Annotated in this window: 16 protein-coding genes; 7 read left to right on the top strand and 9 right to left on the bottom strand. The window is 71.3% G+C overall.

The window, feature by feature from the left end:
- Positions 1-13: 13 nt before the first annotated feature.
- On the bottom strand, positions 14-1,285 hold the full coding sequence (locus ACIRC0_RS12815; RefSeq protein WP_403615047.1) for an MFS transporter: 1,272 nt from the start codon (positions 1,283-1,285) through the stop codon (positions 14-16).
- 291 nt (positions 1,286-1,576) lie between these two features.
- Here ACIRC0_RS12815 and aroQ point away from each other — a divergent pair, with 291 nt between their 5' ends.
- Positions 1,577-2,050, top strand: a complete 474-nt coding sequence (gene aroQ, locus ACIRC0_RS12810) for a type II 3-dehydroquinate dehydratase (RefSeq protein ID WP_403615044.1) — start codon at positions 1,577-1,579, stop codon at positions 2,048-2,050.
- Between the two features lie 22 nt (positions 2,051-2,072).
- Here the strand turns inward: aroQ and ACIRC0_RS12805 are convergent, their stop codons facing one another.
- From ACIRC0_RS12805 to ACIRC0_RS12785, 5 genes are all read right to left on the bottom strand, one after another.
- Entirely contained in the window at positions 2,073-2,801 is a 729-nt protein-coding gene (locus ACIRC0_RS12805; protein ID WP_403616472.1) for an amino acid ABC transporter ATP-binding protein, read from the bottom strand.
- A 62-nt stretch (positions 2,802-2,863) separates the two neighbouring features.
- Positions 2,864-3,745: an amino acid ABC transporter permease gene (locus ACIRC0_RS12800; protein WP_403616469.1), complete on the bottom strand. Its 882-nt coding sequence runs from the start codon at positions 3,743-3,745 to the stop codon at positions 2,864-2,866.
- A 44-nt stretch (positions 3,746-3,789) separates the two neighbouring features.
- Positions 3,790-4,677 (bottom strand): ABC transporter substrate-binding protein, encoded by an 888-nt coding sequence (locus tag ACIRC0_RS12795; protein WP_403615041.1) that lies wholly within the window; start codon positions 4,675-4,677, stop codon positions 3,790-3,792.
- Between the two features lie 309 nt (positions 4,678-4,986).
- Positions 4,987-5,643 carry an MBL fold metallo-hydrolase gene (locus ACIRC0_RS12790; protein WP_403615038.1) on the bottom strand — a complete coding sequence of 219 codons (657 nt, stop codon included), beginning with the start codon at positions 5,641-5,643 and terminating at the stop codon, positions 4,987-4,989.
- Positions 5,644-5,688: 45 nt separating this feature from the next.
- Positions 5,689-6,375, bottom strand: coding sequence for a maleylpyruvate isomerase family mycothiol-dependent enzyme (locus ACIRC0_RS12785; RefSeq protein ID WP_403615035.1), 687 nt, complete (start codon positions 6,373-6,375; stop codon positions 5,689-5,691).
- A gap of 221 nt (positions 6,376-6,596) precedes the next feature.
- Here ACIRC0_RS12785 and uvrA point away from each other — a divergent pair, with 221 nt between their 5' ends.
- Positions 6,597-9,635 (top strand): excinuclease ABC subunit UvrA, encoded by a 3,039-nt coding sequence (gene uvrA / locus ACIRC0_RS12780; RefSeq protein WP_403615033.1) that lies wholly within the window; start codon positions 6,597-6,599, stop codon positions 9,633-9,635.
- Between the two features lie 107 nt (positions 9,636-9,742).
- On the opposite strand, the gene ACIRC0_RS12775 is transcribed toward uvrA, so the two are convergent.
- Together ACIRC0_RS12775 and ACIRC0_RS12770 are read right to left on the bottom strand one after the other, a co-directional pair.
- Positions 9,743-10,654, bottom strand: a complete 912-nt coding sequence (locus ACIRC0_RS12775; RefSeq protein WP_403615030.1) for a carbohydrate kinase — start codon at positions 10,652-10,654, stop codon at positions 9,743-9,745.
- Complete coding sequence (locus ACIRC0_RS12770; protein ID WP_403615027.1) at positions 10,651-11,856, bottom strand: LacI family DNA-binding transcriptional regulator; 1,206 nt, start codon at positions 11,854-11,856, stop codon at positions 10,651-10,653. Before ACIRC0_RS12770 ends, ACIRC0_RS12775 begins: the two co-directional genes overlap by 4 nt.
- Positions 11,857-12,142: 286 nt before the next feature.
- Here ACIRC0_RS12770 and ACIRC0_RS12765 point away from each other — a divergent pair, with 286 nt between their 5' ends.
- On the top strand, positions 12,143-12,574 hold the full coding sequence (locus ACIRC0_RS12765; protein WP_403615025.1) for a Rieske 2Fe-2S domain-containing protein: 432 nt from the start codon (positions 12,143-12,145) through the stop codon (positions 12,572-12,574).
- Between the two features lie 19 nt (positions 12,575-12,593).
- Here ACIRC0_RS12765 and ACIRC0_RS12760 read toward each other — a convergent pair whose 3' ends face one another.
- On the bottom strand, positions 12,594-13,541 hold the full coding sequence (locus ACIRC0_RS12760; RefSeq protein WP_403615023.1) for a hypothetical protein: 948 nt from the start codon (positions 13,539-13,541) through the stop codon (positions 12,594-12,596).
- A 462-nt stretch (positions 13,542-14,003) separates the two neighbouring features.
- Here ACIRC0_RS12760 and uvrC point away from each other — a divergent pair, with 462 nt between their 5' ends.
- From uvrC to whiA, 4 genes are read left to right on the top strand one after another with little or no spacing between them, the layout of a single operon-like run.
- Positions 14,004-16,037, top strand: a complete 2,034-nt coding sequence (gene uvrC, locus ACIRC0_RS12755; RefSeq protein WP_403615021.1) for an excinuclease ABC subunit UvrC — start codon at positions 14,004-14,006, stop codon at positions 16,035-16,037.
- Positions 16,034-17,056, top strand: a complete 1,023-nt coding sequence (gene rapZ, locus ACIRC0_RS12750; RefSeq protein ID WP_403615018.1) for an RNase adapter RapZ — start codon at positions 16,034-16,036, stop codon at positions 17,054-17,056. Before uvrC ends, rapZ begins: the two co-directional genes overlap by 4 nt.
- A complete protein-coding gene (gene yvcK, locus ACIRC0_RS12745) occupies positions 17,053-18,096 on the top strand; it encodes a uridine diphosphate-N-acetylglucosamine-binding protein YvcK (RefSeq protein ID WP_403615016.1) in 1,044 nt (347 codons plus the stop codon). Before rapZ ends, yvcK begins: the two co-directional genes overlap by 4 nt.
- Positions 18,087-19,076 carry a DNA-binding protein WhiA gene (whiA, locus tag ACIRC0_RS12740; protein ID WP_103844738.1) on the top strand — a complete coding sequence of 330 codons (990 nt, stop codon included), beginning with the start codon at positions 18,087-18,089 and terminating at the stop codon, positions 19,074-19,076. Before yvcK ends, whiA begins: the two co-directional genes overlap by 10 nt.
- The last annotated feature ends 69 nt before the right edge of the window (positions 19,077-19,145 follow it).

The raw sequence follows: 19,145 nt of genomic DNA, 5'->3' as shown, positions 1-19,145 counted from the left end.
CTGCCCCAGCGCCTCATCCGGGAGCCGGCTCCGACACCGGCACCTGCACCGGGCGGGTCTCCGGCAGCAGTGCGAAGCACCCGAGGCTGAGCAGGGCCACGGCCGTCAGATAGGCGCCGACACCCCAGGGCACCCGGCCCCCGCGCTCGGCCAGCGTGGTGGCCACGATCGGGGTGAGGGCGCCGCCGAGCACGCCGCCCAGGTTGTAACCGACGGCCGCACCCGTGCAGCGCACCCGGGGCTCGAACAGCTCCGGCAGATACGCGGCGATCACCGCGAACATCGTGATGAGGGCGAGCCCCGCCCCCAGGAACCCCAGGAACATCAGCAGGGGCTCACCCGTGGCGAGCAACGCCACCATGGGGAACATCCACAGCGCGGTGCAGGCACAGCCCGTCAGACACAGTGGACGCCGCCCGTAGCGATCGCCCACGAGGGCGAACAGCGGGGTCAGGATCCCCTGCACCACGACGGTGGCCATGACACAGGCCAGCATGACCGTGCGGCTCACACCGAGCCGCTCCGTGGCGAACGCCAGGGACCAGGTCGTCGTGGTGTAGAAGACCGCGTACCCGATCGCGAGTGCGCCGGCCGTCAGCAGGACGAGCCGCCAGTGGCGGCGCACGACCTCGACGAGCGGCACGCGCGCGTGGTCGTCGAGGTCCAGGAAGAGGGGGCTCTCGGCGAGCGCGCCGCGCAGCCACAGACCTGCCGTCGCGAGCACCCCCGCCGCCCAGAAGGGAATCCGCCATCCCCAGGAGGCGAACTGCGCGTCCGACAACGTCGCCGACAGCCCCAGCATCACGCCATTGGCCAGCAGGAAACCCAGGGACGGGCCGATCTGCGGAAAGCTGGACCACAGCACGCGCCGCCCGGCGGGCGCGTGCTCCACGGTGAGCAGCACCGCCCCGCCCCACTCCCCGCCGAGCCCCAGACCCTGCAGAAAGCGCAGGACCAGAAGGAGCACGGGAGCGGCCGTACCGATCACCTCGTACGTCGGAAGACAGCCGACCGCCACCGTCGCCGTGCCGGTCAGCACCAGGGAGGCGATGAGAACCGGCCGTCTCCCGCGCCGGTCCCCGATGTGCCCGAACAGCACCGAGCCCAGCGGCCGCGCCACGAAGCCGACCCCGAAGGTCCCGAACGCCGCCAGTGTGCCCGCCACCGGGGAGAACGTCGGGAAGAACAGCGGGCCGAGGACCAGGGCGGCCGCGGTCCCGTAGACGAAGAAGTCGTAGAACTCGACGGCTGTTCCGGCGAGCGAGGCGGCCGCGAGCCGGAGCATGGAGGGAGCCTTTACTGAGCGTGCATCGTGCATGCCGAGTCAACTACCCACCGTAACCAATTGCTACGGGGGCGCACGGGGGCTCGGCGCCGTGACCGATGGGGCGGGCGTGCGCCCGAGCGAACGGCGCGGTCGACGGGTGCCCTGATGCGCCAGGCGGGCCCTGCGCGCGCACGGCGCCCGGCCCAGCCCGCACCGGGCCGGATCACGCGCTCGACGCCTCGTGATAGACCGGGGGCTGATCAGCGGTCCGACCAAGGACCGGGAGACCTGAAACGGACCGGAGGAAAAGTGCCCCGCACCCTCGCCGACGCCCCGATCATGATCCTCAACGGCCCCAACCTGAACCTCCTCGGGCAGCGCCAGCCGGAGATCTACGGCTCCGACACGCTCGCGGACGTCGAGGCGCTGTGCGTGAAGGCGGCGGCCGCCTACGGCGGCACGGTGGACTTCCGGCAGTCCAACCACGAGGGCGAGCTGGTGGAGTGGATCCACGAGGCGCGCCTGAACCACGCCGGCATCGTGATCAACCCGGCCGCCTACTCGCACACCTCCGTCGCGATCCTCGATGCCCTCAACACCTGTGACGGGCTGCCGGTGGTGGAGGTCCACATCTCCAACATCCACCAGCGTGAGCAGTTCCGGCACCACTCCTACGTGTCCCTGAGGGCCGACGGGGTCATCGCCGGGTGCGGGGTGCAGGGCTACGCGTTCGCGGTGGAGCGTGTCGCGACGCTCGCGGGGACGGGGCGGACGGAGGCGTGACCTCGGGGGAGTAGCCCCTGCCTCAGAGCCGCCCCGCCTCCACGATCCGGTGCAGGAAGCGCCGCGTGCGCTCCTGCTGCGGATCGCCGAAGACCTGCTCGGCCGTGCCGCGCTCCAGGACCACGCCGCCCTCCAGGAAGCAGACCTGGTCCGCGACCTCGCGGGCGAAGCCCATCTCGTGAGTGGCGAGCACCATGGTCATGCCGTCGTCCTTGAGGTCCCGGACGACGCTGAGGACCTCGCCCACGAGTTCCGGGTCGAGGGCCGCGGTGATCTCGTCCAGGAGCAGCAGCCGGGGGCGTACGGCCAGCGCCCGCACGATCGCGACGCGCTGCTGCTGGCCGCCGCTGAGCCGGTCCGGGAACTCGGTCGCCTTGGCAGCGAGTCCGAGCCGCTCCAGCAGCTCGCGGGCGTGCTCCTCGGCCGCCGCCCGGGCGACGCCGTGCACCCGGCGCGGGGCGAGCGTGATGTTCTCCAGGACGGTCATGTGCGGAAAGAGGTTGTACGCCTGGAAGACGACGCCGATCCGGCGCCGTACGGCGTCCTGGTCGACACGCGGGTCGGTGATCTCCTCGCCGTCCAGCCAGATGGCGCCGTCGTCGATCTCCTCCAGGAGGTTCGCGCAGCGCAGCAGCGTCGACTTGCCCGAGCCGGAAGCGCCGATCAGGGCCGTCACCGTGTGCGGGGCGACCTCCAGATCGACGTTCCGCAGAACGACCGAGTCGCCGAAGGTCTTGCGGACGGACTCCATGCGCAGCACGGGGGTGCCGCCCGGCGCACCGGATCCGGCATCGGACTTCTCGAGGATGTCGCTCACAGGTTCCCTCCCTGCGCCCGCCGCCGGTCCATCCGGGCGGTCACCCAGTCGGTGAAGCGGGTCATCGGGATGGTCAGCGCCACGAAGACAAGCCCCGCGACGATGTACGGCGTGTAGTTGAGGCTCCGGCCCACGATGATGTCGGAGGCCCGGACGGCGTCCACCGCGCCGCCGATCGAGACCAGCCCGGTGTCCTTCTGCAGTGACACCAGATCGTTGAGCAGGGGCGGCACCTGGCGGCGTACTGCCTGGGGGAGCACCACATGGCGCAGCGCCTGGCGATTCGTCAGGCCGAGGGAGCGGGCCGCGGCGCGCTGCGAGGGGTGGACGGACTCGATGCCGGCTCGGAACACCTCGGCCACGTACGCCGAGTACGTGAGCGTGAGCGCCGTCCCGCCGAGCAGCACCGGATCGACGGTCACGCCCTGCAGCCGTAGTGCGGGCACGCCCAGGACCACGATCATCAGGTTGATGATCAGGGGCAGTCCGCGGAAGAAGTCGGTGTATGCGGCGGCCAGGAAGCGCAGCGGGAAGAACACCGGGCCGCGCAGGGTACGGGCGACGGCGATCAGCATGCCGAGGACGAGGACCGCGACACCGCACACCAGCAGCAGACGTACGTTGAGCCAGAGCCCGTCGAGCACCTTCGGGAGCGCCTCGCGCGCGTAGTGCGCGTCGAAGAACGTCTCCTTGGTGCGCGGCCAGCCGGGCGCGTTGACGACGATCAGGTAGACGACGGCCGCGGTGACGAGCGTCGACAGTGCCGCGATCGCGGTGGCGCGCCGGGCGCGTGCGCGCTTGTGGCGCTCGCGCTCGATCCGCCGCCGCGAGGGGACGTACGTGTCGTCCCCGCCGGGCACCACCCCCGTGCGCGGCATACCGGCTTCGCCGGAGTCCTCGCTCGACTCCTCCTCGACGGCGGTCACTTGAGCACCGGAGCGTCGACGGCGTCGGACAGCCACTGCTTCTCCAGCTTCGCCAGGGTGCCGTCCTTGCGCAGGGCGTCCACGGCGGAGGTCACGCAGGAGGTGAGCGCGCTGCCCTTGTCGAGGACGAGCCCGAACTGCTCGGGCGTCCCGCCCTGGTTCTCGAACTGGCCGACGATCTTCGCGTCGGTCACCTCGGCCGCGGTGATGTAGAACGCGGTGGGCAGGTCCGTGACGATGGCGTCCACCTGACCGTTCTTCAGGGCCGACTTCGCCTGGTCGTTCTTGGCGTACGCGGCCGGCTGCCGCTTCGGCTTCACCACGTTGGTGATGTAGTCGAGGCTCGTGGTGCCGACCTGCGCACCCAGCTTGACGTCCTGCAGGTCCGCGATGCTCCTCGCCTTCGCGGCCTTGGAACCCTTCAGGGCGATGACGGCCTGGCGTACGTCGTAGTAGCCGGAGGAGAAGTCCACGGCCTTCTTGCGCTCGGCACTGATCGACACCTGGTTGATGTCGAAGTCGAAGGTCTTCTCCCCAGGGGCGAAGGCCTTGTTGAAGGGGACGGTCTGCCACACGACGGTGCTCTGGCTGTAGCCGAGCTGCTGCGCCACGGCGTAGGCGACGGCCGACTCGAAGCCCTTGCCGTTGGCCGGCTTGTCGTCCTTGAACCAGGGCTCGTAGGCGGGCTCGTCGGTCGCGATCGTCAGCTTCCCGGACGCCTTCGTGGCCAACTTGCCCTTCGCGCACGTCTGGGCGCCCGTCCCTGACGCCTTTGGTGAAGCGTTCTCCTCCGGCTGCGGGGCGCAGCCCACGGCAAGGGCGACGAGCAGGGCAACGGTGGCGCCGGACGCGGCGCGGCGCAGGGCGCGTTGGGCGAGATGCATGGCCGGAGATTGGCAGCGCGACGCCCTGTTTGTCGAGGTCAGGTCAGCAACTGTCCGCATGGTGGGAACGAGTGTTGCATTCCTGTGAACGCTGGGGCGGAACGCGGGCCGGGGCCGCCGGTCGAGGGCGGGGATCGGGAGACCGGCGGCCCGTCACCGCGCAGGAGCCGTCATCCTGTGCGGGGCTGCTTCCAGTGGACTGCACCATTGGGCGTGCCGGGAGCGCGCGCACGAGACCAGCGCGTGCGAACGGTTCACACGGGGCGCGTGCGCCCGGCTGTCACGCCGGGCGCACAACAGCTGGGCCGTTCACCATCCGCGGGCGTGCCACTCCGGCAGGTGCGGGCGCTCGTCGCCCAGCGTGGTGTCGTTGCCGTGCCCGGGGTATACCCAGGTCTCGTCCGGCAGCACGTCGAAGATCTTCGTCTCGACATCGTGGATCAAGCTGGCGAAGGCCTTCGGGTCCCTGTGCGTGTTGCCCACACCGCCCGGGAAGAGGCAGTCCCCGGTGAACACGTGCGGGTGGCCGTGCGGGTCGTCGTAGACGAGGACGATCGAGCCGGGTGTGTGGCCCACCAGGTGGCGCGCGGTGAGTTCCACGCGCCCCACCCGGATCGTGTCGCCGTCGTCGACCAGGACGTCGGTCGGCACGGGAATCCCCTCGGCGTCGTCCCGGCCCGCGTAGGTGCGCGCACCCGTGGTCGCCACGACCTCGGCGAGCGCCTGCCAGTGGTCGGCGTGCCGGTGGGTGGTGACGACGGACGCGATGCCGTCGTCACCGATCATGCCGAGGAGCGTCCTGGCGTCGTTGGCCGCGTCGATCAGCAACTGCTCGTCGGTGGCGCGGCAGCGCAGCAGATAGGCGTTGTTGTCCATCGGGCCGACCGCGATCTTGGTGATCATCAGGTCCTTCAGCTCGTGCACATCCGCCGGGCCGCCGACCGTCACCTGTCCGCTGTACGTCATATCCGCAGCCTATAGCGGCCAAGGGCCGCGGTGGCCGTCCGAGACCTACAGCGGCGGAAGCGTCGGCAGTGGTCCTCCCTCGGCTGTGAGGGAGGCTCCGTCGCGGCGGCCGGAGAGCCAGCCGAGCAGGTCGGGTGCGGGGCCCCGGACGGTGACCTCGGGCTCGGCCGCCTCGCGGCCCGTGCTCCACGCGCGCGTGCCGTCGGTGACGTGCGTCGGCGGCACATCGGGGTGTCCGGTGAAACGCTCCGCGAGGAAGCCGATCTCCCGCTCGACGAACTCCGCCGGCAGGTCCTCCAGTTCGTACCCGATCCCGAGATCGACATGGTGCAGTTCCACCTCGACCCAGCGCCTGAACGGCACCCGGGCCGCCTTGTCGGTGACCCCGTTGCGCAGCTCGACCGTGCGCGACCAGTCCGCGGGGGCGGCTCCCGCCTCCTGGAAGCGGGCCTCGCTCTCGCGCAGGTCGGCGAGCTGGACGTCCAGGGGCCGTGGAGCGTCCCGTTCGATGTCGGCGTCCCGGGATTCGGCCGACGCGTACATGGGACGCCCCTGCAGCACGTTCACAAGGGCGTCCGCGTTGCGGGCGAGGTGGGCGAGGACATGGCCGCGGCTCCAGCCGGGCAGCCGTGACGGTTCGGCCACAGCGGCGTTGTCCAGTTTGGTGGCTGCGGTCAGCAGTCGCTCGGTCGCATCGCGTACAGATGCCAGGTCGCGCGCGTGATCCATCATGACGCCGACCCTAGCCCCGCCACTCCTTCGGGTGAAGGAGGTGGCCCCGACCCGCAAATCGAATGCACGTGCTATATGGTCGAGTCCGGCGTCGGGCATGCTGGATGGCCGGGGATTGTTGTGAACCCTGGAATCCGACCGGCGTTGTCAGTGGCTCCCCCTAGTCTGGGAAAGCGGGGGCCTCGCCCCTGTCGCTTCTCTCAAGAAAGGTGCGGACCGGCGTGGCCGACCGTCTCATCGTCCGTGGAGCGCGCGAGCACAACCTGAAGAATGTCTCGCTCGACCTGCCACGTGACGCGCTCATCGTCTTCACGGGCCTGTCGGGGTCGGGCAAGTCCTCGCTGGCCTTCGACACGATCTTCGCCGAGGGGCAGCGCCGTTACGTGGAGTCGCTGTCCTCGTACGCCCGGCAGTTCCTCGGGCAGATGGACAAGCCGGACGTCGACTTCATCGAGGGCCTGTCGCCGGCCGTCTCGATCGACCAGAAGTCGACTTCGCGCAACCCCCGCTCGACGGTCGGCACGATCACCGAGGTCTACGACTACCTGCGTCTGCTGTTCGCGCGCATCGGCAAGCCGCACTGCCCCGAGTGCGGTCGCCCGATCTCGCGCCAGTCCCCTCAGGCCATCGTCGACAGAGTCCTGGAGCTGCCGGAGGGGAGCCGCTTCCAGGTGCTCTCGCCGCTGGTGCGCGAGCGCAAGGGTGAGTTCGTCGACCTCTTCGCCGATCTCCAGACCAAGGGCTACAGCCGCGCCCGGGTGGACGGCGAGACGATCCAGCTGTCCCAGCCGCCCACGCTGAAGAAGCAGGAGAAGCACACCATCGAGGTGGTCGTCGACCGCCTCACCGTCAAGGACTCCGCCAAGCGCCGCCTCACCGACTCCGTGGAGACCGCGCTCGGCCTGTCCGGCGGCATGGTCGTGCTCGACTTCGTCGACCTCCCCGAGGACGACCCCGAGCGCGAGCGCATGTACTCGGAGCACCTCTACTGCCCGTACGACGACCTGTCCTTCGAGGAGCTGGAACCCCGCTCCTTCTCCTTCAACTCGCCCTTCGGCGCCTGCCCCGAGTGCACCGGCATCGGCACGCGCATGGAGGTCGACCCCGAGCTGATCGTCCCCGACGAGGAGAAGACCCTCGACGAGGGCGCCATCCACCCCTGGTCGCACGGGCACACCAAGGACTACTTCGGCCGCCTCATCGGCGCCCTCGCGGACGCGCTGGGATTCCGGACGGACATCCCCTTCGCGGGCCTGCCGCAGCGCGCCAAGAAGGCCCTGCTCTACGGCCACAAGACGCAGATCGAGGTGCGCTACCGCAACCGGTACGGGCGCGAACGCGTGTACACCACGCCCTTCGAGGGCGCGGTGCCCTTCGTGCGGCGCCGGCACAGCGAGGCCGAGAGCGACGCGAGCCGTGAGCGGTTCGAGGGGTACATGCGTGAGGTGCCCTGCCCCAGCTGTCAGGGCACCCGCCTGAAGCCGGTCGTCCTCGCGGTCACGATCATGGACAAGTCGATCGCCGAGGTCTCCGCGATGTCGATCAGCGACTGCGCGGACTTCCTGCGCGAGCTGAAGCTCGACGCCCGGGACAAGAAGATCGCCGAGCGGGTCCTGAAGGAGGTCAACGAGCGACTGCGGTTCCTGGTCGACGTCGGCCTGGACTACCTCTCGCTGAACCGCGCGGCCGGCACCCTCTCCGGCGGCGAGGCCCAGCGCATCCGTCTGGCCACCCAGATCGGCTCCGGCCTCGTCGGCGTGCTGTACGTGCTCGACGAGCCGTCCATCGGCCTGCACCAGCGCGACAACCACCGGCTGATCGAGACCCTGGTCAGGCTGCGCGACATGGGCAACACGCTCATCGTCGTGGAGCACGACGAGGACACCATCAAGACCGCCGACTGGGTCGTCGACATCGGCCCCGGCGCGGGCGAGCACGGCGGCAAGGTCGTGCACAGCGGCTCCCTGAAGGAGCTGCTCGCCAACGACGAGTCGCAGACCGGCCAGTACCTGTCGGGCAAGAAGGCGATCCCGCTGCCGGACATCCGGCGTCCCCGCGACCCCTCGCGGCAGCTGACGGTGCACGGCGCCCGGGAGAACAACCTCCAGGACATCGACGTGTCCTTCCCGCTGGGCGTGTTCACGGCGGTCACGGGTGTGTCAGGCTCCGGCAAGTCCACGCTGGTCAACGACATCCTGTACACGCACCTGGCCCGTGAGCTGAACGGCGCGCGGAACGTCCCCGGGCGGCACACGCGCGTGGACGGCGACGACCTCGTCGACAAGGTCGTGCACGTCGACCAGTCGCCCATCGGCCGCACTCCGCGCTCGAACCCGGCGACGTACACCGGTGTCTTCGACCACATCCGCAAGCTGTTCGCCGAGACCACCGAGGCGAAGGTCCGCGGCTACCAGCCCGGTCGCTTCTCCTTCAACGTCAAGGGCGGCCGCTGCGAGAACTGCGCGGGCGACGGCACCATCAAGATCGAGATGAACTTCCTCCCGGACGTCTACGTCCCGTGCGAGGTCTGCCACGGCGCCCGCTACAACCGGGAGACCCTGGAGGTCCACTACAAGGGCAAGTCCATCGCCGACGTCCTGAACATGCCGATCGAGGAGGCCATGAACTTCTTCGAGGCGGTCCCGGCGATCTCCCGTCACCTCAGGACGCTGAACGACGTCGGTCTCGGCTACGTCCGACTCGGCCAGTCCGCGACGACCCTGTCCGGCGGTGAGGCCCAGCGCGTGAAACTGGCCAGCGAGCTGCAGAAGCGGTCCACCGGACGCACCGTCTACGTTCTGGACGAGCCGACCACCGGCCTGCACTTCGAGGACATCAGCAAGCTGCTCAAGGTGCTCGGCGGCCTGGTCGACAAGGGCAACACGGTCATCGTCATCGAGCACAACCTCGACGTCATCAAGACCGCCGACTGGGTCGTCGACATGGGTCCCGAGGGCGGCGCGGGCGGCGGCCTGGTCGTGGCCGAGGGCACGCCGGAGGAGGTCGCCGGCATCCCGGCCAGCCACACCGGCAAGTTCCTGCGCGAGATCCTCGGCGCCGAGCGCATCAGCGACGCCGCCTCGGTGAAGGCACCGCGCAGGAGCGCGGCCAAGAACGCGGTCGCCGCGGGCTCGACGGCGAAGAAGACGGCGACGGCCAAGGCCGTGACGACCGCCAACAACACGGCGACCAAGAAGGCCGCCACCACCACGAAGAAGGCGGCACCCGCGAAGAGGACCACGCGGGCACGCAAGGCCTGACAGACACCGAACGTGCGGCGCCCCGCGGGGCGCCGCACGTCGCACAGCCGGTTGCCCTGCCCATGCGGCTTCACGAACCGCAGGTACGGCCGACTCGACTCCAAGAGCTAAGCGCCCGCGAGTTCGGACGCGTAGGGCGGTTCCGCGCCGGCCCGGGAGCAGGTGATCGCCGCGGCGCGGGCCGCGAAGCCCAGCAGTTCCGTCCAGCCGTCGGCGCCCAGGCTCGCCATGGCGGCGGGGGAGAGGGCATCGCGGGCGGCCAGGCCGTGCAGAAGGGCCGCGTTGACGGTGTCGCCGGCGCCGATCGTGTCCACGACGTCGACCCGCACCCCCGGCACGGTGTACTCCGCCCCGTCCCCGGTGTACGCGGTGATCCCGTCGCCGCCATGGGTGATCACCACAGCGGCGGGGCCGGAGGCGAGCCATTCCCGTGGGCTGCCGCCCAGCCACGCGGCGTCCTCCGCGGAGAGCTTGAGCAGCGAAACCGACGGCAGCCAGCTCTTGAAACGGGCCCGATAGGCGTCGGGGTCCGGGATCAGGCCTGCGCGGATGTTCGGGTCGAGGGCTGTGAACACACCCTGCGCCGCGGCGTTGCGCATCAACTCCTCGTACGCGCTCGCCCCCGGTTCCAGGACCAGCGAGCAGGTACCGAACGACACGGCCCGCGTGCCCTCGGGAAGGCGCGCCGGTGCCGTGAAGAGCCGGTCGGCGGTGCCCTCCACGTAGAAGGAGTAGCTGGCCGAGCCGTGCTCGTCGATCGTGGCGGCCGCCAGCGTGGTCGGCTCGGTGCCGCGTTGTACGGCCGACACGTCCACGCCCGCCTGGCGCAGCCCGTCGAGCAGGGCCTCGCCGAAGGCGTCGTAGGAGGTACGGGAGCAGAAGGCGGTGGGGGAGCCCAGCCGGCCGAGCGCGACGGCGGTGTTGTACGGGCCGCCGCCCAGCGCCGGCTGCAACGGTGCGAGTGCGCCCCGGCCCTGCGGGACCAGGTCGATCAGGGCCTCACCGGCGACGACGATCACGAGAGGGTTCCCTTCTGGGACGGGGTGTCGGGACAGCCGCACGACGTGCGGTGGACGAAGGCGCAGGGGAGCCGCACGGTGCGGGAGGGACGGTCCGGGGCCTCGAGCCGGTCCAGGAGGAGCCGTACGGCCCGGGCGCCGATCTCCCGGCTGGGCTGGGAGACCGCGGTCAGCCGGGGGGAGAACAGATCCGCCCAGGGGAAGTCGTCGAAGCAGGCGAGCGCCAGGTCGTCCGGTACGGACAGGCCCCGTGTGCGCAGGGTGCGCAGCGCACCGATGGTCATCGCGTTGTTGGCGGTGACCAGGGCGGTGGGTGGCGCCGCGAGCGTCAGCAGGGCGGCGGTGGCGCGCTCCGCGCCCTCGGCCGCGGAGTCACCGTGGACCACCAGCCGCTCGTCGTACGGCAGCCCGGCGGCCGCAAGGGCGTGCCGGTAACCGCTGATCCGCTCGGAGGTGGTGCTGAGGCCGGGCAGGCCCGCGACAAGGCCGATGCGCCGGTGGCCGAGCCGGACGAGGTGGGTGACGAGGTGGGCCATGGGCTCGGCGTTCTCGGCACAGACCTGGTCGAAGCGGAAGGCCGCGGCCGAGGACTCGCCCGGCTCGGCGGCGTCTCCGGCCCCAGCGGCGTCCCCGGCCCCGGCGTCGCCGGCCCCGGCGTCCCCGGCTTTGGCAGCGGGCTCGGCAGCCGTGTCCTCGGGGGCGCCGTTTCGGGTGGTCGCGTTCTGCCGGTGCGTGACCGTGGGGACGGGGATGCCGTCGACCAGCCGGTCCAGGAACACGGTCGGTACGCCGTGCCGTCCCAGAAGGGCGAGGAGCCCGCGCGGGTCCGCCGAGGGCGCGACGATCAGGCCGTCGACGCGGCGCTCGTGCAGCAGCTGGACCACCTTGCGCTCGTGCTCCGGGTCGTCGTGCGGATCGGCGATGAGCAGGCTGTAGCCCCGTTCCAGGGCGGCGGCCTCCACGCCTTGGAGGATCTCCGTGAAGTACGGGTTGCTGATCGCCGACACGGCGAGCCCGATCGACCGGGTGCGCGAGGTCACCAGGGAACGGGCGAGGGTGTTCGGTGTGTAGCCCAGCTCGTCGATGGCGTCCAGCACCGCCTGGCGGGTGCGGGGCAGTACCGGGCGGGTGCCGTTCAGGACGTGCGAGACGGTCGCGACGGACACGCCCGCACTCCGTGCGACATCGGCCATGGTTGCCATCGGGTCCCCTCCTCGGCCGTCTTCCCTTCTCAGGCCCGGCGGCGAACGTATCCCATTCGGCGGCCGACGTAAACGCTTGCGCAAGCGTTTACGTCACTTCGGGGCGTGTGCGGGCTCGTCCGGCTGCGGGCTCGCCGCCTCGGCTCTGTGCCATGGCTGTCGCCCCGGCGCTGCCGGTCTCCGTGCGCGGGCCCTGCGCCCCGGCCGAAAGCGGAATAATTCGTGCCGCTATCGTCGGTGTGCCCGCGCCGTCCTGGCGGGGCCAACCCCGACCAGTGGAGATGCCATGCCCACCCGTCCCTCCGCGACCCGTCGCACCGTCCTGCGCGGGGCGGCGCTCACCCCGGTCGCCGGACTCGGCCTCGCGGCCTGTTCGGCGGCCGGCGAGGGCGGAACGGCACCGGACGCGACTCCGACCGCACCGGTCGCGCTGGGCGCCGAGAGCGAGGTCCCCAAGGGCGGCGCGAAGCTGTACCGGGACGAGAACGTGGTGGTGAGCCGCGCGGCGGACGGCTCCCTGAAGGCGTACAGCACGATCTGCACGCACGCGGGGTGCCCCATCAACAAACTCTCCGGGACGACGCTCGTCTGCCCCTGCCACGGGAGCGAGTTCGACGCCCTCACCGGCAAGGTGGTGCAGGCCCCGGCCACCGAGCCGCTGCACGAGCTGCCCGTACAGGTGAAGAACGGCGGGATCGTGGCGGGCCCGGCGGCCTGAAACGCCCGCCCGGCCCGGGTCAGTCCCAGTCCCAGCAGATCCCCACGATCCCCGACCGCACCCGCGGCTCCACCAGGTGCACCGAGTGGTGGAGCCCGCTCAGTCGCAGCTCCTGGCGGCCGCTGCGCGGGGCGGCCGCGGACTGCTGGGTGAACCGGTGGCAGCGCACCGGCAGCGCCGTCTCGTCGAAGCGCACCTGGAGCGCGTACTGCCCGCCCGGCACGCGGAACCCGCGGACGTGTTCGCAGGAGGTGCCCGCGGTGCCGTCCTCGAAGGCGTAGCGGAAGAGAAACGTATCGCCGGAGTGGAGCCGCGTGTCGAAGAGCAGCTCGGCGACCAGCAGGCCCGTGTCGTGGTGCCGGCGCACACGTCCCGTGCGGCAGTTCTCGAGGGCGTGCACCGCGACCCGCTCGGGGGCGCACCCCGGATCGCCGTGGTGGACGGCGATGTACCGGTCGACCCCGTCCCGGTGGGCGCGCACGATGTGGTGCGACTCCCGTGCCAGCAGTTCCCGGCGTGATCCTATGCGCACCCGGTCGTGGTGGCCGATGGTGAGCAGTCCGTCGTCGAGCGGCGACTCCAGCTCGGCGAGGAGCTGTTCCAGGACGCCCGAGGCCTCCACCAGGGCCCGGTAAGAACGGCCCGCGGGACGGTCGGGACCCGGCTCCTCGTCGGAGGTGGCGAGCAGCCGGATCAAGGACTCGTCCGGCAGCTGCAGGATCTCCTCCAGGGCACGCACCGCGCGCAGGGACTCGGGCCGCTGGGGGCGGCGCGCACCCTGCTGCCAGTAGCTCAGGCTCGTCACTCCGACCCTGACCCCGTGCCGCGACAGGTGGTGCTGCACGCGCTGCAGCGGCAGTCCTCGGGCAGCGATCGCGGCGCGCAGTGCGACGTGGAAGGGGCCGCCGCGCAGAGCCGCCTCCAACTCCACCGGGACGACGTCCGCATGCTGTGTGCCGTGCCGCATACAGGGGGGCCTTTCTGTGAATGTGCGCGACGGCTGGTCAGACCGTGCGCAGGGTCGTGCCGGGGCGCCGGGGCGTGCGAGGCTCGTTCACAAGCGAACCTCTCCGTTCGCGGCCCGAAGTTTCCCCGCATTGAAGCGTGTTGACCAAGCCCCGACAACACCTGATGCCGGCCCCTCGCCGGGCGGTGTCCGGAACGCGCTCGGTGGGACGGGCACGAACCCCCGCTCCTGGAACCGTGGGTGGCTGCGCGGCAGCGGAGGGTGTCCGACGTGCGACCGGCGTTCCCGGCGCCCCGGGCGCCGCCCGCCGCCGGCCGTGGGCAGCCCCGGCGGGCCGCGGGGCGGACCGTCGCCGGTGGGGTGGCCGTCGGCCGGGACGTCCCGCTCGAGCCGGCCTGTGCCACCCAGGCCGCCGTCCACAGGGGCGCCGCGCTGTCGGCCCCCGCCAGTAGGGTGTGAGACATGGCCGACCCCTCCAGCTACCGCCCCAAGCCAGGAGAGATCCCGGACTCTCCCGGGGTCTACAGGTTCCGTGACGAGCACCGCCGGGTGATCTACGTCGGAAAGGCGAAAAGCCTGCGTCAGCGCCTGGCGAACTACTTCCAGGACCTGGCGAACCTCCACCCGCGCACCCGCACCATGGTCACCACGGCCGCGTCCGTGGAGTGGACCGTGGTGTCCACGGAGGTCGAGGCCCTGCAGCTGGAGTACACCTGGATCAAGGAGTTCGACCCCCGGTTCAACGTCAAGTACCGCGACGACAAGAGCTACCCGTACCTCGCGGTGACGATGAACGAGGAGTTCCCGCGCGTGCAGGTGATGCGCGGCCAGAAGCGCAAGGGCGTGCGGTACTTCGGGCCGTACTCGCACGCCTGGGCGATCCGCGACACCGTGGACCTGCTGCTGCGCGTCTTCCCCGTGCGCACCTGCTCGGCCGGCGTCTTCAAGAACGCGGCCCGCACCGGCCGCCCCTGCCTGCTCGGCTACATCGGCAAGTGCTCCGCGCCCTGTGTGGGCCGGATCTCCCCCGAGGACCACGGCGAACTCGCCGAGGAGTTCTGCGACTTCATGGCGGGCCGCACGGGGACGTACCTCCGTCGTCTGGAGAAGCAGATGATGGAGGCGGCCGAGGAGATGGAGTACGAGCGGGCCGCCCGACTGCGCGACGACATAGAGGCCCTGAAGAAGGCCATGGAGAAGAACGCGGTCGTGCTCACGGACGCGACCGACGCCGACCTCATCGCGGTCGCCGAGGACGAACTCGAAGCAGCCGTGCAGATCTTCCACGTGCGCGGCGGACGCGTGCGCGGCCAGCGCGGCTGGGTCACCGACAAGGTCGAGGAGATCACCACCGGCGCCCTCGTCGAGCACGCCCTCCAGCAGCTCTACGGCGACGAGACGGGCGACTCGGTGCCCAAGGAGGTCCTCGTCCCCGCGCTGCCCGACCCGATAGAGCCCGTCCAGGACTGGCTCACCGGCCGGCGCGGGTCGAACGTGTCGCTGCGCATCCCGCAGCGCGGCGACAAGAAGGCGCTGATGGAGACCGTGCAGCGCAACGCCCAGCAGGCGCTCGCGCTGCACAAGACCAAGCGCGCCTCCGACCTGACCACCCGCTCCCGCGCCCTGGAGGAGATCGCCGGCGCCCTCGACCTGGACAGCGCCCCCCTCAGGATCGAGTGCTACGACATCTCTCACCTGCAGGGCGAGGACGTCGTGGCCTCCATGGTCGTCTTCGAGGACGGGCTGCAGCGCAAGAGCGAGTACCGCCGCTTCCAGATCAAGGGCTTCGCGGGGCAGGACGACGTCCGGTCCATGCACGAGGTGATCACCCGCCGCTTCCGGCGCTACCTGGCCGAGAAGGAGAAGACGGGGGAGTGGGCGGACGGCGAGGCGCCCGCCGAGGACGACGGGCGGCCCAAGCGGTTCGCCTACCCGCCGCAGCTCGTCGTCGTCGACGGCGGGCAGCCGCAGGTCGCCGCGGCCCGGCGGGCCCTGGACGAGCTCGGCATCGACGACATCGCCGTGTGCGGCCTCGCCAAGCGACTGGAGGAGGTGTGGCTGCCGGACGAGGAGGACCCGGTGGTCCTGCCCCGCACCAGCGAGGGTCTCTACCTGCTCCAGCGGGTCCGGGACGAGGCCCACCGCTTCGCGATCACCTACCAGCGCAGCAAGCGGACCAAGCGCCTCAGGTCGAGCCCCCTGGACGACGTGCCGGGCCTCGGCGAGACCCGCAAGCAGGCGCTGATCAAGCACTTCGGCTCGGTGAAGAGACTGCGTTCCGCGACAGTCGACCAGATTCAGGAGGTTCCCGGCATCGGCCGCAAGACGGCCGAGACCATCGCCGTGGCCCTCGCCCAGGCGGCCCCGGCCGCACCCGCCGTCAACATGGCGACTGGAGAGATCATGGAAGAGGAGGAACCCGTTACGACGGCGGGTTCCACCGGGGAACCCGTGTCCGCGGGCGCCCCGCACGAGCGACGGGGGCAGGAGACATGACCGAGCACGACCAGCATGCAGAAGAACGACCGGCGCTGAACCAGCCGGATCGCCCGGATCCCAGGGAGTCGGGCCAGGACCAGGGGCGGCAGCAGGCCGCCCAGGACAACGGAGCACAGGTGAGTACGGGCAGTGAAACGGCCGGGATCCCCGAGGCGGCCATCCCCGAGCTGGTGATCATCTCCGGCATGTCCGGCGCCGGCCGTTCGACGGCCGCCAAGTGTCTGGAGGACCTCGGCTGGTTCGTCGTCGACAACCTGCCGCCCGCCCTGATCCCCACCATGGTGGAGCTGGGCGCCCGCTCCCAGGGCAACGTCGCCCGGATCGCGGTCGTCGTCGACGTCCGAGGCCGCCGCTTCTTCGACAACCTCCGCGAGTCCCTCGCGGACCTGGAGGCGAAGAACGTCACCCGGCGGATCGTCTTCCTGGAGTCCTCCGACGAGGCCCTGGTGCGCCGTTTCGAGTCCGTGCGCCGTCCGCACCCCCTCCAGGGCGACGGCCGCATCGTCGACGGCATCGCCGCCGAGCGCGAGCTGCTGCGCGAGCTGCGCGGCGACGCCGACCTCGTGATAGACACCTCCAGCCTGAACGTCCACGAGCTGCGCGCCAAGATGGACGCCCAGTTCGCCGGGGAGGAGGAGCCCGAGCTGAGGGCCACTGTCATGTCCTTCGGCTTCAAGTACGGCCTCCCGGTCGACGCCGACCTCGTCGCCGACATGCGCTTCCTGCCCAACCCGCACTGGGTACCGGAGCTGCGCCCCTACACCGGCCTCAACGAGGAGGTGGCCGCGTACGTCTTCAACCAGCCGGGCGCCAAGGAGTTCCTCGACCGCTACGCCGAGCTGCTGCGGCTGATCGCAGCCGGTTACCGCCGCGAGGGCAAGCGCTACGTGACCATCGCCATCGGCTGCACCGGCGGCAAGCACCGCTCCGTCGCCATGTCGGAGAAGCTGGCCGCCCGCCTGGCCGCCGAGGGAGTGGAGACCGTGGTCGTGCACCGGGACATGGGGCGCGAGTGACCGGACGTACTCCGCGGCTGAGCAGGCTACGCCGAGTGGTGCCCGAGGGCCGTGGCGGCCGGGCGCGCCGCCGTGGTGCCCAGCCCAAGGTGGTCGCCCTCGGCGGCGGCATGGGCCTGTCCGCCTCGCTCGCCGCGCTGCGCCGGATCACCGGCGACCTCACCGCCGTCGTCACCGTCGCCGACGACGGCGGCTCCAGCGGGCGTCTGCGTGACGAGCTGGGCGTGCTCCCGCCCGGGGACCTGCGCAAGGCGCTGGCCGCGCTGTGCGGCGACGACGACTGGGGCCAGACCTGGGCCCGGGTCATCCAGCACCGCTTCCACTCCAAGGGCGACCTGCACGACCACGCGGTCGGCAACCTGCTGATCGTGGCCCTGTGGGAGCAGCTCGGCGACCACGTCCAGGCCCTGGACCTGGTCGGCAAGCTGCTGGGCGCGCATGGCCGGGTGCTGCCCATGTCCGCTGTTCCGCTGGAGCTCCAGGCGCTGGTCAAGGGCCACGACCCGGAGCGCCCGGACGAGATCGACACCGTACGGGGCCAGGCGACCGTCGCGCTCACCCCGGGCGAGGTGCAGTCCGTGCACCTGGTGCCGAACGACCCGCCCGCCGTCCCGGAGGCCGTCGAAGCGGTCCTGGACGCCGACTGGGTGGTGCTCGGTCCCGGGTCCTGGTTCTCCTCGGTGATTCCGCATCTGCTGGTCCCCGAGCTCCTGGACGCCCTCGTCGAGACGAAGGCGCGCCGGGTCCTCTCTCTGAACCTCGCCCCGCAGCCCGGAGAGACCGAGGGCTTCTCCCCGCAGCGTCATTTGGAGGTTTTGGGACGACACGCCCCTAAACTCGCCCTGGATGTGGTGTTGGCCGACCAGGCCGCCGTGCTCGACCGCGCCTTGCTGACCGAGGCCGCCCAGCGGTTCGGTGCCGCGGTCGAGCTGGCCCCGGTGGCCCGGACCGACGGAACCCCGCGGCACGACCCGGAGCTGTTGGCCGCCGCGTACGACCGTATTTTTCGGATGCATGGAAGGATCGGCCCATGGCGATGACGGCAGCGGTGAAGGACGAGATCTCCCGGCTTCCCGTCACCCGGACCTGCTGCAGGAAAGCGGAGGTCTCGGCGATCCTGCGCTTCGCGGGCGGACTCCACCTGGTCAGCGGCCGCATCGTGATCGAGGCGGAGCTGGACACCGCGATGGCGGCCCGACGGCTCAAGCGGGACATCCTCGAGATCTTCGGTCACAGCTCCGAGCTGATCGTGATGGCGCCCGGAGGTCTGCGCCGCGGCTCCCGCTACGTGGTGCGGGTGGTGGCGGGCGGTGACCAGCTGGCCCGCCAGACCGGCCTCGTGGACGGGCGGGGCCGCCCGATCCGCGGCCTGCCCCCGCAGGTGGTATCCGGGGCCACGTGTGACGCGGAGGCGGCCTGGCGCGGCGCGTTCCTGGCGCACGGCTCGCTGACGGAGCCCGGCCGCTCGTCGTCCCTGGAGGTCACCTGCCCCGGCCCCGAGGCCGCGCTCGCCCTGGTGGGTGCCGCCCGGCGGCTGTCGATCGCCGCGAAGGCCCGCGAGGTGCGCGGCGTGGACCGGGTGGTCGTACGGGACGGCGACGCGATCGGCGCCCTGCTGACCCGCCTCGGTGCGCACGAGTCGGTACTGGCCTGGGAGGAGCGGCGGATGCGCCGCGAGGTCCGCGCCACGGCCAACCGCCTCGCCAACTTCGACGACGCCAACCTGCGCCGCTCGGCCCGCGCCGCGGTCGCCGCCGGCGCACGGGTGGCGCGCGCCCTGGAGATCCTCGGCGACGAGGTCCCCGAGCACCTCGCGGCCGCGGGCCGGCTGCGCATGGAGCACAAGCAGGCATCGCTGGAGGAGCTGGGCGCCCTTGCCGACCCCCCGCTGACCAAGGACGCGGTCGCGGGCCGTATCCGCCGGCTGCTGGCGATGGCCGACAAGCGCGCCGCGGACCTCGGCATCCCGGGCACGGAGTCCAACCTCACGGAGGAGATGGCGGACAACATGGTGGGGTGACCCCGTAAGCCCAACCGGCCGGTGCCGACGCCCACTTGAGGCGCCGCCACCGGCCTTCGTCCGTCCTTG

Source organism: Streptomyces sp. NPDC093984 (assembly GCF_044764595.1).
GTDB lineage: Bacteria > Actinomycetota > Actinomycetes > Streptomycetales > Streptomycetaceae > Streptomyces > Streptomyces cynarae.
This window is presented reverse-complemented; position numbering and strand designations above follow the sequence as displayed.